A 12,738-nucleotide genomic window follows, 5' to 3' on the forward strand; every position below is an offset into this window, starting at 1 on the left:
ATTCATCGTTCCTCCTGGTTGATTGGTTTTTGTCGACATAATTTTACCAGAAAACGGTGAATCATTTTTTGTTGCACTTAGATTGTAAATTCAAGACAATAAAAAACCGCCAAACGGCGGTTTTGTGTGTCATTCTTATTCTTCTTCGATTTCTTCCTCGTCGAAGTCGAAATCGTCGTCTTCTTCGTCGAAATCTCCGTAGAGCTCGTAGTCGTCAAAGTCGAGATCGTCGTAATCGTCGAAGTCGTCTTCTTCGTAGATAAAGTCTTCCAATTCGCCGAGATCTTCTTCCACGACGTCTACATAATCTTCGAGATCGTCCAGGCGGTCGTCTACGGTTTCAGCCAATTCGGCCACGACATCCACCAATTCCAGTAAAATTTGGCCTTCTTTCGATGTATCGTCCACACCCAAACCGTCCGCTAAACCTTGTAAATAGGCGATTCTTTGCAAAATGTTTTTCATAGCATCCTCCTTGGCTATACCCTGGACATATATTCGCCGGATCTGGTGTCGATGCGGATGATATCGCCGCGGTCGACAAAAAGAGGTACAAGTAGAGTAAATCCGGTCTCTACCGTCGCGGGCTTGGTGGCACCGGAAGTGGTATCCCCTTTTAAGCCGGGTTCCGTTTCGGTGACTTCGAGCTCGACGAAGTTGGCCGGTGAAACGTTAAAGGGCTTCCCTTGATAGATTTGAATGGTCGCGGTGTCGTTTTCGCGCATAAAATTCAGCGCTTCCTCCACATAAGACTTTTCAATGGGAATTTGCTCGTATGTATCGTTGTCCATAAAGTAATACAATTCGCCGTCGTTGTAGAGGTACTGCATTTCTTTGGTTTCGATTACAGCGCTCTCGAACTTCTCCGAGGGATTGAAAGTGGTTTCTTTGGCCCCCCCATTGATCACGGAACGAATCTTGGCCCGAACAAACGCCGCACCTTTTCCCGGTTTTACGTGTTGGAAGTCGACGATTTGATACACATCTCCATCCATTACAAAAGTTACGCCTTTTCTAAAATCACCAGCTGAGATCATATTTTCCTCCTTAAATGTACTTCGGTTCAATTATACCAAAAGGAAATTTCCCCCTCAAGTTTACTTTCTCCTACCGGAACTCCTTTTTCGTGCGGATATTGCCGCACTCGAGGAATTCGGGAAAATTTGCCAAATATCGCTCTGCCTTTCGGGGGTGAAAATTGGACACCGTATCCATCGGCAGGTACCCGATACAAAGGCCGTCGCAGACGATTTTCCCCTCGACGACGCTGTCCGCTTCGGCTATCACGACGCCGCGCACATACAGGGTTCCCCGTAAAACGCTGCCGGACCGCAAAAAGACGAGACCTTCCGTCGAATACCCGTCCGGGACCGATAGCTCACTGCGAATGTCGAGGGCCTGTTTTGCCTCGGTCTGTATCTGTCCATCCGCCCCATCCGTCAGGATCCATTTACCTCCATTGTAATGCATTTCGCTCGGCCGATCGACGACCACAGAAGGCAGTCTATCCTTCGGCGCATACGACCAGAGGCGAAATGCCTCTTTCCACGCGGGCAAAAGCCCCGCCGTTTCGATTTCGTCGGCAGAGAGAATGCCGTCTTGCTGCGCAAACAGCGGGTGGACGAGTTCTCCCGTTACGATCGCGCGGCTGTATATCCCCCGGTAGCGACAGTCGGCGGAAAGAGAAAACCTCGTATAGGCGCCGGACGTGCGTATAGGCGAGATCTTCGCCTTTTCTCCGGCGATGCCATCCCAACTGGGCGCGCTGAGGGCAATGGCATCCCTTTCCAAGAGCACTTGTCGAAACACTTCTTCGTCCGTCGATCGATAGGCCAAATGGGCCATCGATTCTGCGGCATAGCCGCTCTTCAGACCGTCTCGCTCCGCTTCCAATAAAAGGCCGCCCCGTTCCAGTCGAGACAATAAAAAGAGCAACAAGAAAGAAAGGATGGCGAAGATAAAGATCACCAAAATACTCACCGATCCCCGCGCCTTATTCATACTTCCCCCGGGCGGCGACGATCCGCTCTCGTTCCTCTATGCCGTCTTTCCATCGTATGCGCAGCAAATTCTGATCGCGTACAAAGCGTATATCCCCGCTCCCTTCCCATATGCGATTTTTTACGCCGTAAGGGCCGTAGCTTTCTTTCTTCCGCGGTACGCCGATATGATAGTCTGCATAGCGATCCAATCGACCCCGTTTGGAAACATAGGTGATGATGCCGTGTTTTTCCTTGCCCTCCCTTATGCGATAGATGGTGATCGCATCGGAGGAGACGGCGCGGATTTCTTCCGCTGCCAATACTTCCTCGGCCAGGGAATCTACGGCAAAGTCTCTGTCCCTTAATCGGTCGATCCTCTCATTTATATGCATGGCGCTCGTCAGCGATCCCGATAGAATCTCTGCCGTCGCCGCAATCAACACGGCGCTCAATGCGATGGCGATCAAAATCTCAAGGAGCGTAAATCCCTTCTTTCGGCCGATACACGCTGAAGAACTTTTCTCCCGTTTCTTCACTATATACCTCCACCATATCTCCATAAGGGTCGTAGGGCGTAATCATAACCATGATGCCCGGCTCTCGGCTTTCCTCGTAGGCGAGGGCGCATTCCGCGGCATTCTCCGCGCGGCGCAAAATTTCTTTTCGCGATTCGATGCGCCGCCCCTGCCGATACCCGCTCCCCAAAGCGGATGCGACGAAAATCACCAGCAGGCCCATCAAGGCGACCGCCGCCATCACCTCGATCAAGCTGAATCCCTTACTCTTCACGAATCTCCTCCACGCGAATACGCGCATTGACCGGCGACAGGATCAACAGATACCTGCCGTTTTTTGTTTCGAATTCGACCATTCCGCTATTGGAAGGCCGCCCGGAGGCACTGAATTCGAAATAATCTTTTCGGTTTGCCGTCCTACAAAGCCGCATATAGGTACCGGGTTCATAGACGACGGTTTTCGTTTCGCTGCCGTCTTCTAGTGCATAGCGATCCTCGAAAAAGTCCATTCGACAGCTCTTTCTTTTGACCATCGCCTCTCTGCGTAAGTCGTTCAATTCCGCTTTCATTCCATAAATTTGGCGCTCAGCACGGAATCGCTGAACGCCAAAATATCCCAAAGACGCAATGCTTACGACGATCGCCAATACGGCGACCGTACAGAGCACCTCGATCAGCGTCATAGCCGGGATCTTATGATTCATTGGAAAGAATTTGCACATTTTTAACGGCCATCGTCTCCTCTTTCGCCGTGTGCGGTGTAAAGCGATAGCGAATTTGCGTGGCGCGCATGGTGCCGTCCATGCCGTTTAAGGGGAAGAAAATACGGTGATAGCCGTCGCCCATATCGTCCGTGCGCACGGGCACGACTTCTTTACTATTGCCCTTGAGATCTGCCAAGACAAGGCTAAATTTGCCGTCGCTTTCGAGGGGCATTGATACGTCGATGCTGAACTCGTATCCGTTTTTCGGCAGATAGAATCCGCCCGTATCCATGCGGAGTTCGCGTTCAGTCGCCTCGGTTTCCGTTACGGGCACATCGGCGCCTTCTTTTTCTTCTGTGGTCTCGTCTTTCGACGCGTCGAGAGCCTGGATTTTGTACTGTAGCTTCAAAACATCTTCAGATTCTTTGTGTCCGGAAGGCTCCTGTGCCATGGAGACCGCATTTCCGTCGACAAAGTTTGCAGAGAGAATGCTCTTGAGCGCCGAATAACGGGTAATCGGCGGAGCGATATACTCCGTTTCGGCAGTCATGGGCGGTTTGTCGGTTTGCGGCTTCACCTTGGGTTTTGTCGGCGCTTGGGGCTTCTTCTCGGCGGGTTTGGCACTCGGCGTACTTGCCCTGGGCGGCGTATAGCTGACCGAAGGTTTGCGGCCGGTGATCACGCGGGTCTTGGGCGTCTTCGAAGCGTCAAATGGCTTGGTGGTCGCCGTAGAACCCGACGCGGGCTTGGGATTCGAAGAACTCGTACTCGGCATAGACGTCGACGGATTCGTGGGCGTCGCCGTCGTATTCGGCGTAGGCGTCGGCGGCGTCGGTGCCGACGGTTCTTCCGAAAAGGTCTTGTTCTCCAAGCTGTTGTCGGTCACCGTATAGGGAAGGAATACCCTAAGCACGGTAGATTCCGCGCCGGACGGGTCTTTCTGGTATGAAATGGAGTCGATTTGAATTTTTTTCGGCGCGCTTTCCAAGGTTTCGATATACTGCGCCAATACATCGCCGGAGCCGTTGTGCTCGACAACGAGATTAAGCGATCCGTTGCTGTCGTCTGTCTTTACGACTTCCTCGCTCACGATCACGGCATTGGGATCGGCAGAAATATAGTTGGCGACTGCGGCCTCGACTTCGTCCTCGCGCAAGATTTCCTTTTCCGGCGCATAGACGGAGGCATCGGGTTTTTCGGCATGGGCCACCGAAGAGGCATTCAATGCGGCCTTTAGGGCTTGTTGCTGCTCCAAAGGCGCCTTCAAAAATGCGGCATACCCGCAAGCACCGGTCAAAGACAATAAAAGCGCGGCAAACACGGCCTGTTCTCTCTTCGAAAAGTTTCCCTCTTTAAGTCGCTCCAGGCCGTTCTTAAACAGCGGATTGATAGGGCGTTTTTTTTCGGGCGTTCCCTCCGCCCGTTTCGGCAAAAAATTAAATTTCACTCCATCACCTCGCAAATATTGTATCAAAACTCACAAAGAAAGTCGATACAATCAAAAAGAAGAGGAGTCGCCTCCCCTTCTTACCAAAATTTTCTATCATTTCCTCCTGCATATACCGCATCGGCGATTCTTTCGTGCCCTTCGGGTACGAGATGGATGCCGTCGAAAAACAGGTCATCCGAACCTTCCAGCACCGCTTCTAAATGCAGCCCCTGGGCGATATGATCCCACTCTATCGCCTTTTCTCGCAGCGAATCCAAAAGAGAGATTCCTACAAACGGTTCTTCGTTTACAATCACCGGTACGGGCGGCACGATATACAGAAACCGCGCCCGCCGCGATTCGACGTAGCGTCGAATCGCGGCGACCGCCCTCTGTAACGTTTCGACCGAAGCGCCGCCGAGCAAGTCGTTGCAGCCGCCCAGTGCGAGTACAATCTCTCCCGGTGCGATCTCCGGCAGATTGTTTGCAATCTCCGTGATCCATGCCCCGTTTGCGCCCGAGTTTATAATGGGTCGTTCGAGCTTACTTTCTAAAAGCGATACCCAGCATTCGCTTGGAGCCACGCCGTAGCCGGCGACATAGGAATCGCCCAGGGCGATGATATTAGCCAATGACGTGCTCTTTGATTTCTTTTTGGAGCGAGGCGATCAAGTCTTCCATCTTTACGCCGGCGGTCTCTTCGCCGTCGCGGGCACGGACCGACAGAGTCTTGTCCGCCTGTTCCTTTTCGCCGACGATGACCATATAATTGATGCGGTTGATGCGGGCGTCGCGAATCTTCTTGCCGATTTTTTCATTGCGGCGATCCAATTCGACGCGAATGCCCGCCGCTTCCAATGCGCGATACACTTCTTCGGCATAGTCTTGCGATTTTTCGCTAATGGGAAGGACCGCCACTTGTACCGGCGCGAGCCAAAGCGGGAACTTGCCGGCGTAGTGTTCGACAAGGATGCCCATAAAGCGTTCCATAGAACCCATCAAGGCGCGGTGGCTCATTACCGGCTGTTTCTTTTCGCCGTCTTCGTCGACATAGGTGAGTTCAAAGCGTTCCGGCATTTGGAAGTCCAGTTGAATCGTACCGCATTGCCAGGTTCTTCCGATGGCGTCTTTTAAGTGGAAGTCGATCTTGGGCCCGTAGAATGCGCCGTCGCCTTCGTTGATTTCGTAGGCCATCTTCTTGTCTTCCAACGCTTTTCGCAGCGCTTCGATGGCCGTGTTCCACTGCTCGTCGCTGCCCATGCTGTCTTCCGGACGGGTAGAGAGTTCTACGGAGTAGTCGAAGCCGAAGGTCTTATACAATTCGTCGGCGAGTTCGATCAACTTGCCCACCTCTTCTTGAATTTGAGAAGGCAGCATAAATACGTGGGCGTCGTCCTGGGTAAAGGTACGGACGCGGAACAGGCCGTGCAGCGCGCCCGAAAGCTCGTGGCGGTGTACTTGGCCGAATTCCATCAGCTTGATGGGAAAATCGCGATACGAGTGCATATCCGCTTCATATACGAGGATCGAACCTGGGCAGTTCATGGGTTTAATGGCATAGTCTTCGCCGTCGATCTTCGTAAAATACATATTGTCGCGATAGTGGTCCCAGTGGCCCGAACGATGCCAGAGGTCTTCGTTCAAAATGATCGGCGTCTTGATCTCGCCGTATCCGCGTTCCAGTTGCAGATCCCGCCAATAGCGTTCCAGTTCGTTTCTGATGATCATTCCCTTGGGATGGAAGAACGGGAATCCGGGGCCTTCTTCGCGGAAACTGTATAGGTCCAATTCCTTGCCGATCTTGCGGTGGTCTCTGCGTTTCGCCTCTTCCAGGCGTTCGAGGTATTCGTCGAGGTCTTTCTTCTTCTCGAAGGAAATGCCGTAGATGCGTTGCAGCATCTTGTTGTTTTCGTCGCCCCTCCAGTATGCGCCGGCAACGGAGGTCAGTTTTACGGCTTTGATGGATTTGACTTCTTCCAAATGCGGGCCGCGGCAAAGGTCCACATATTCGCCCAGGCGATAAATCGAGATCTCTTCGCCTTCGGGCAGCTCTTGGATCAGTTCGGATTTATAGGGATCGTCTTTAAAGAGCTTGGCCGCTTCCTCGCGCGAAAGCACCTCTTTTTGGAAGACGGGATTCTCTTTGACGATCTTTTGCATCTCGTCTTGAATCGCCTCCAAATCTTCGGGATTGAGCTGCTCGTCGAGATCGATGTCGTAGTAAAATCCGTTTTCGATAGCGGGGCCGATCGCGAATTTTGCGTCGGGATAGAGGCGTTGTACCGCCGCAGCCAACAAGTGCGCCGAAGAGTGCCAGAAGATTTGCTTGCCCTCGTCGTCTTCGAACTTGACCACGCGGAAATTGCCGCCTTCGGTGACGGTGTCGTGTTTACCGAGAATCTTTCCGTCGACCACCGCACCCACGCTGGCGCGTTCCAAGCCGGTAGAAATATCGGAGATCAGTTCCTTTACGCTCTTTTCGCCTTCGTATTCTCTTACGCTGCCGTCGGGCAATGTCAATTTCATCATAATCACCTCAATAAAAAAAGCCGACCGTCCCGAAAGGACGATCGGCGTCGTGGTTCCACCTTTTTTGCTTCTTAAGGCATGTAACGTATGCAGACGCTGCCGATTAAGGCAGAAGTCGGGGTTGGTTTTCCACATGAGTAAGAGCTCGCACCGTCCTCTTATCGCTGATTGGTATGTGTACTCTTCCCGTCAAACTTAAGTGGAGTATAGCAGAATTTCATCGGGAATGCAAGTCGTCAATCGCGCTTTTTGTCACGCAGATATTCTACCAGCGCATCGGGAGAAAGGCGCTCTTCTTTGCCGTTTTCCATATCGCGGAGCGTGACCGCGCCGCTTTCGATTTCGGAAAGTCCGACGACGATGCAATACGGCACGCGCAGTTGGTCGGCGTATTTGAATTTCTTCCCCATCTTTCCGCTTTCGCCGTAATAGCCGGCGCAGATTCCCGCGTCTCGGAGCGTCTTTAAGAGGGCGAGAGACTCGCGTTTTGTCTCTTCAAAGGGAAGAATCAACACATCCAGCGCACTGTCTGTGAAATCGTCTAACAACCCCGCTTCGTTTAATTGGTAATACAGGCGCGACAGGCCGATCGAAATCCCCACCCCCGGCAACGACTGCTTTGTGTAGTGCGCGGCCAGATTGTCGTAACGGCCGCCGCTGCACACCGAACCGATGGAGGGATACTTGTCGAGAATCGTCTCGTATACCGTGCCGGTATAGTAGTCCAGACCGCGGGCGATCTTCATATCGGGTTTGATATGTTCTTTTTTAACGCCCAGGGCATAGGCGATATCGAAGACCGCTTCTAATTCCGCCACCCCTTCCGAAAATTCCGCCTCTTCCACAGGCAGCGCACGGAGGGCTTCAAAGACCTCTTGAGTCGTTCCGTCGATCGCGATAAAGTCGGCAATGGCGGAGACAGACGCATCCGAAAGCCCCAAGGCCTGTAGTTCCTCTTTTACCGCTTCCAAGCCGATCTTGTCGAGCTTGTCGACGATTCGAAGGACCTCGGTAGAATCATCGATGCCGAGGGATCGATAAAATCCGTTTAAAATCTTTCGATTGTTGATATGGATGGTAAAATCCGAAAATCCCAGATCCATAAAGGTGCTTTCGATAATCGAGGGAATCTCTCCATCGTTAAACAGCGACAGCTTTCCGTTCCCTATAATGTCGATATCGCATTGGTAGAATTCACGAAAGCGGCCCTTCTGCGCCCGCTCTCCCCGGTAGACTTTGCCGATATGGTAGCGGCGAAAGGGAAAACTCAAATCGCTATAATGCTGTGCAACATAGCGGGCCAGCGGCACGGTAAGATCAAAGCGCATCGCGAGATCCGTATTGCCCTTTTTGAAGGCATAGATCTGCTTTTCCGTTTCCCCACCGCCCTTCGCCAACAATACCTCCTGCTTTTCCAAGACGGGCGTGTCGATGGGCAAGAAGCCTTTTTCTTCGTAGTTTTTTCGGATAATGTCTTTCATCCGATTAAAAACCCGTTGGTCTTCGGGCAAAAGCTCCATAAACCCGGGCAGGGTGGACGGTTGTACGATATCGGTCATGATCTACCTCCTTGTAGGGCAAACATGGCCACCGATGCGGCCACATTGGCATTTAACGAATCGATGGAATCGCGGATGGGGATGCGGATGCGGTGCTCTGCGGCGCGGGAAATCTCCTCGCGAATGCCGTGGGCTTCGTTGCCCACCGCCAGGATAAAATCGTCTTTCGCCTCAAAATACGGCGTCAGCATATCTCCGCGGATATCCAAAGTATAAATGGGGCACTCTTTGGCCAGTCGGAAGAGCGCAGCATCGTCTATTTTGGCGATGGGAATGCGAAAGGCCGATGCCATCGACGCGCGTAAACTCTTGTCGTTGGCGGGATCCACGCAGTTCGGCCCGATCAGCACGCCGTCAAAGAAAAAAGCTTCCGCCGAACGGATCATGCCGCCCAAATTCCCCGGATCGGATACGCCGTCGGCATAGAGGAATCGACCGCGCTTCGGCAAAGCTTCGGCATCGCGTAGAAAATGTTTCGCCACGGCGACGACGCCCTGATCGCTCTCGGTGGAGACCAGGGAAGAAAATGCGCGCGGAGAAAGCAGCGTGATCGCCGCGCGCTCCTCCGAAAACTCATCCAACAGCGCTTCTGCGCGATCTTCGTCGATAAAGATTTCCTCGATATATCCCGTCTCTAAGACTTCCGTGACGGGAACGATGCCTTCCAGCAACAGCTTTTTGTAGCGCTCGCGATATTTTTTGTCTTTCAGCTTGCGGAGCGTTTTCAGTTTGTCATTGGACGGCGAATCAATTCGATTCATCGTACAAAGCCTTCATGGCGCCCAAATCTTCGCTGGAGCCGAAGAAGATAATGATATCCTCTTTGCGTAGGGGTTCTTTGGAAATATTTTGAACGATCAGATCCTCATTGCGACGCAGGGCGATGACGTTGATATGGTACTGGTTGCGCACCTCGAGATCGCGGATCGTATCGCCCACCCAAGAGTCGGGAATGCGGTATTCTACGATGCCATAATCCTCGGAAAGCTCGAAGAAATCCAAGATGCCGTCGTCGGTCAGTTTTTGCGCTAGGCGCACGCCCATGTCCATTTCGGGATAAATAATCTTGTGCGCCCCCAGCTTTCTGAGAATGCGTCCATAGCGTTTGGTCGGCGCCTTGGCGACGATCAGAGGAATCTCCGCTTCCACGCATGCCATCGTCGCCATAATCGCCGATTCCAAATTCGTGCCGATGGCGATAATCGCCACGTCGAAATTCTTCAGACCGATGTCTTCCAACACTTCTCCGTCGGTGATATCCGCTTGAATGGCGGTGGTCACGTCTTCGGAGATATTGCGCACTTTTTCGGCGTTAATGTCGATGGCGAGCACTTCGTTCTGTAAATCGAATAGCGTCCGGGCCACCGTGGAGCCCAATCGGCCGATGCCGAATACCACAAAACTCTTAATCAAATTTGCCTCCTATCCTACGATAAATCTGCCTTCCGCATAGCGGTATTTTTTGTCGTGTTCTTTTTGGAACAGTCCCATGGCAAAGGTGGTCGGACCGACCCTGCCCAGATACATGGTGAAGGTAATAAACAGCTTCGATAGCGGCGACAGATCCGCGGTAATTCCGCGGGTGACGCCCACCGTTCCGAAGGCGGATACGGTTTCGAAGAGAATGTCCACAAATACGAATTTGTTGTGTTCAAAGAACACGATACAGGATGCCACGAAAAATACCAGACAGATGGCGATTACAAAGAGTGCAAAAATCTTTCGAATCGTCGTCTCGCTGACCCGCCGCTTAAAGAGTTCCGTATCGCGGGTCCCCTTTAGGGTGGTAAAGGCGGCGGCCATGGTGATGGCAAAAGTGGTGGTCTTCAGTCCCCCGGCGGTGGAGCCCGGCGATCCCCCGATAAACATCAAGAGGATGGCGAAAAACACCGTAATGTCGTTCATGCTCCCCATCTCGACGGAGTTAAAGCCCGCCGTCCGGAATGTGGTCGATTGGAAAAACGCCGCGAGCCACTTTTGTTGCTCGGGCAATGCGCCCAGGGTCGCCGGGTTTCTAAATTCGAAGAAGTATATCAAAAACATTCCGCCTAAGAGCAGCATCGCCGTGGTGGAAAGCACCAGTTTCGTATGCGACGACAGGTGTTTGCTCTGCCGGAACTGCCACAATTCCACATAGACGATAAAGCCCAAGCCCCCTAAAATGATCAGGGCGGCGATGGTGAGCGTCACCAAATAGTCGCCTTGAAAGGGGATCATGGAATTGCCGAAGAGGTCGAAGCCCGCATTACAAAACGCGGAGATCGCATGGAATACCGAAAACACGACGCCCTTAAACAGACCGTAGGCGGGCACGAGGCGAAGACTCAACAAAAGCGCGCCGATTCCCTCTACGACAAAGGTAAAACGAATCACGAATTCGATCAGGCGCACCATACCGCTGAGCGTATTCGTATTTAGCTGTTCGCGAATAAACATGCGTTCTCTGAGCCCGATTTTTTTTCCTAAAAGCACCGAAACCAATGCGATTATGGTCATCGTGCCCAATCCGCCGATCTGAATCAGGGATATAATAACAAACTTTCCGAATACGCTCCAGCCCACCGCCGTATTTCTTACGATCAATCCCGTTACACAAGATGCCGATGTGGCGGTGAATAGGGCATCGATAAAACTCGCGCCGTTTCCGTCACTCGAGGCAAAGGGAAGCATCAATAAAAGCGTGCCCATCGAGATCAAGAGCATAAACGAGATGCCCAGCACCAGCGGCGGGTTCTTTAATACTTCCCTCTGAATATGATTCCAAATTTTCACAGTCTGCTCCTATGCACAAGAAAACCCCACGGGGAGACATCCCGGTGGGGCAAATCTTATTCTCCCTTGGCTACTTGAACGAGTTGTGCAAATGCTTCCGGGTCGTGAATAGCGAGTTCGGACAAAACCTTACGGTTGATGTCGACATTCGCCTTTTTCAAACCGCTGATAAAGCGGCTATAGCTCATGCCGTTTTGGCGTGCGGCTGCGTTGATTCTCGTAATCCAAAGTTTACGGAAATCTCTTTTTCTTTGTTTTCTACCGCCGAAGGCATAGCTCATAGAGCGCATAACGGCTTGGTTTGCCGGTCTAAACAGCTTCGACTTTGCGCCGAAATAGCCTTTGGCTTGTTTTAATACTTTTTTATGACGACGCTTTGCGTTCAATCCTCTTTTTACTCTGGCCATGTCTACCTCCCGATTACGGAATCATCTTGTCGATACGGCGGGTATCGGCAGTGGAGACCAAGTCCCCTTTTCTCAAGTTACGCGTTCTGCGCGGGCTCTTCTTGCCCGTCAGGTGGCCTTTATATGCCTTGTATCTTCTCAGTTTACCGGTTCCCGTTCTTCTGAAACGCTTTGCGGAACCTCTATGCGTCTTCATTTTACCCATAGTTTTCCTCCTTAATTTTCGGACTTCGGGGCGAAGAACATAACCATGCTCCTGCCTTCCATCTTCGGCTTCTTGTCGACTTCCCCGTATTCTGAAACGAGTTCCGTAAATTCATCCAACACTTCGCGACCGATTTCGGTATGTCCCATTTCTCGTCCGCGGAAGCGAACGGATACCTTGACTCGATTGCCGTCTTGCAGGAATTCTTTTGCTTTTTTTGCCTTTGTGTTTAAATCGTGGGTCTCGATCTTCGGCGTCAAACGCAGTTCCTTTACGCTGATCGTCTTTTGTTTCTTCTTCGACTCTTTTGCTTTTTTCATCATCTCGTAGCGGTACTTTCCGTAGTCGAGAATGCGGCATACAGGCGGCTTGGCTTTAGGCGCGATATTTACGAGATCCATTTTAAATTCTTCGGCAATCTCCATTGCCTTTTCAATGGACACGATGCCCAGTTGTTCTCCATCGGGGTCGATTAGGCGCACTTGGCGCGCGCGAATGTCTCCATTGACTTGAATTTCTTTAATGATTAAACACCTCCGTAGGCAATAAAAAAACGGGTACAAAAATACCCGCCTTCACACGTTACTGGAACGAAACCTTAAAACTGATGTCGTAAGGTGAGAAGCGGACTTCTAC

Annotated in this window: 16 protein-coding genes; all 16 read right to left on the bottom strand. The window is 51.8% G+C overall.

Features of this window, described 5'->3' with window-relative positions:
* Positions 1-135: 135 nt before the first annotated feature.
* The 16 genes from QO008_RS06820 to infC all read right to left on the bottom strand — a co-directional run bounded on the left by QO008_RS06820 (position 136) and on the right by infC (position 12,665).
* Positions 136-465 carry a CD1247 N-terminal domain-containing protein gene (locus QO008_RS06820; RefSeq protein ID WP_126465491.1) on the bottom strand — a complete coding sequence of 110 codons (330 nt, stop codon included), beginning with the start codon at positions 463-465 and terminating at the stop codon, positions 136-138.
* 14 nt (positions 466-479) lie between these two features.
* Positions 480-1,037, bottom strand: coding sequence for an elongation factor P (gene efp / locus QO008_RS06825; RefSeq protein ID WP_307385328.1), 558 nt, complete (start codon positions 1,035-1,037; stop codon positions 480-482).
* A 70-nt stretch (positions 1,038-1,107) separates the two neighbouring features.
* Positions 1,108-2,001, bottom strand: coding sequence for a hypothetical protein (locus tag QO008_RS06830; protein ID WP_126465493.1), 894 nt, complete (start codon positions 1,999-2,001; stop codon positions 1,108-1,110).
* Complete coding sequence (locus QO008_RS06835; protein ID WP_164715220.1) at positions 1,994-2,518, bottom strand: PulJ/GspJ family protein; 525 nt, start codon at positions 2,516-2,518, stop codon at positions 1,994-1,996. Before QO008_RS06835 ends, QO008_RS06830 begins: the two co-directional genes overlap by 8 nt.
* Positions 2,454-2,771, bottom strand: a complete 318-nt coding sequence (locus QO008_RS06840; RefSeq protein WP_307385329.1) for a type II secretion system protein — start codon at positions 2,769-2,771, stop codon at positions 2,454-2,456. Before QO008_RS06840 ends, QO008_RS06835 begins: the two co-directional genes overlap by 65 nt.
* The gene (locus tag QO008_RS06845) at positions 2,761-3,201 is read right to left on the bottom strand and encodes a type II secretion system protein (protein WP_307385330.1); all 441 of its coding nucleotides are present in this window, start codon (positions 3,199-3,201) and stop codon (positions 2,761-2,763) included. The genes QO008_RS06840 and QO008_RS06845 overlap by 11 nt, the downstream gene beginning before the upstream one ends.
* Positions 3,191-4,648 (bottom strand): hypothetical protein, encoded by a 1,458-nt coding sequence (locus QO008_RS06850; protein ID WP_307385331.1) that lies wholly within the window; start codon positions 4,646-4,648, stop codon positions 3,191-3,193. Before QO008_RS06850 ends, QO008_RS06845 begins: the two co-directional genes overlap by 11 nt.
* A gap of 80 nt (positions 4,649-4,728) precedes the next feature.
* Positions 4,729-5,262 (bottom strand): SGNH/GDSL hydrolase family protein, encoded by a 534-nt coding sequence (locus QO008_RS06855; RefSeq protein ID WP_307385333.1) that lies wholly within the window; start codon positions 5,260-5,262, stop codon positions 4,729-4,731.
* A complete protein-coding gene (thrS, locus tag QO008_RS06860; protein ID WP_307385334.1) occupies positions 5,255-7,159 on the bottom strand; it encodes a threonine--tRNA ligase in 1,905 nt (634 codons plus the stop codon). Before thrS ends, QO008_RS06855 begins: the two co-directional genes overlap by 8 nt.
* Positions 7,160-7,395: 236 nt before the next feature.
* Positions 7,396-8,718 (bottom strand): histidine--tRNA ligase, encoded by a 1,323-nt coding sequence (hisS, locus tag QO008_RS06865; protein ID WP_126465500.1) that lies wholly within the window; start codon positions 8,716-8,718, stop codon positions 7,396-7,398.
* Entirely contained in the window at positions 8,715-9,479 is a 765-nt protein-coding gene (locus QO008_RS06870) for a TrmH family RNA methyltransferase (protein ID WP_307385336.1), read from the bottom strand. The genes hisS and QO008_RS06870 overlap by 4 nt, the downstream gene beginning before the upstream one ends.
* The gene (locus QO008_RS06875) at positions 9,466-10,131 is read right to left on the bottom strand and encodes a potassium channel family protein (protein ID WP_126465502.1); all 666 of its coding nucleotides are present in this window, start codon (positions 10,129-10,131) and stop codon (positions 9,466-9,468) included. Before QO008_RS06875 ends, QO008_RS06870 begins: the two co-directional genes overlap by 14 nt.
* Positions 10,132-10,140: 9 nt before the next feature.
* The gene (locus QO008_RS06880) at positions 10,141-11,490 is read right to left on the bottom strand and encodes a TrkH family potassium uptake protein (protein ID WP_232006450.1); all 1,350 of its coding nucleotides are present in this window, start codon (positions 11,488-11,490) and stop codon (positions 10,141-10,143) included.
* 56 nt (positions 11,491-11,546) lie between these two features.
* The gene (gene rplT / locus QO008_RS06885; protein ID WP_126465503.1) at positions 11,547-11,897 is read right to left on the bottom strand and encodes a 50S ribosomal protein L20; all 351 of its coding nucleotides are present in this window, start codon (positions 11,895-11,897) and stop codon (positions 11,547-11,549) included.
* Positions 11,898-11,910: 13 nt separating this feature from the next.
* Positions 11,911-12,102 (bottom strand): 50S ribosomal protein L35, encoded by a 192-nt coding sequence (rpmI, locus tag QO008_RS06890; RefSeq protein ID WP_126465504.1) that lies wholly within the window; start codon positions 12,100-12,102, stop codon positions 11,911-11,913.
* A gap of 11 nt (positions 12,103-12,113) precedes the next feature.
* Positions 12,114-12,665 (bottom strand): translation initiation factor IF-3, encoded by a 552-nt coding sequence (gene infC / locus QO008_RS06895; protein WP_126465505.1) that lies wholly within the window; start codon positions 12,663-12,665, stop codon positions 12,114-12,116.
* Between the last annotated feature and the right edge of the window lie 73 nt (positions 12,666-12,738).

It is taken from the genome of Aedoeadaptatus ivorii, assembly GCF_030815095.1.
GTDB lineage: Bacteria > Bacillota > Clostridia > Tissierellales > Peptoniphilaceae > Aedoeadaptatus > Aedoeadaptatus ivorii.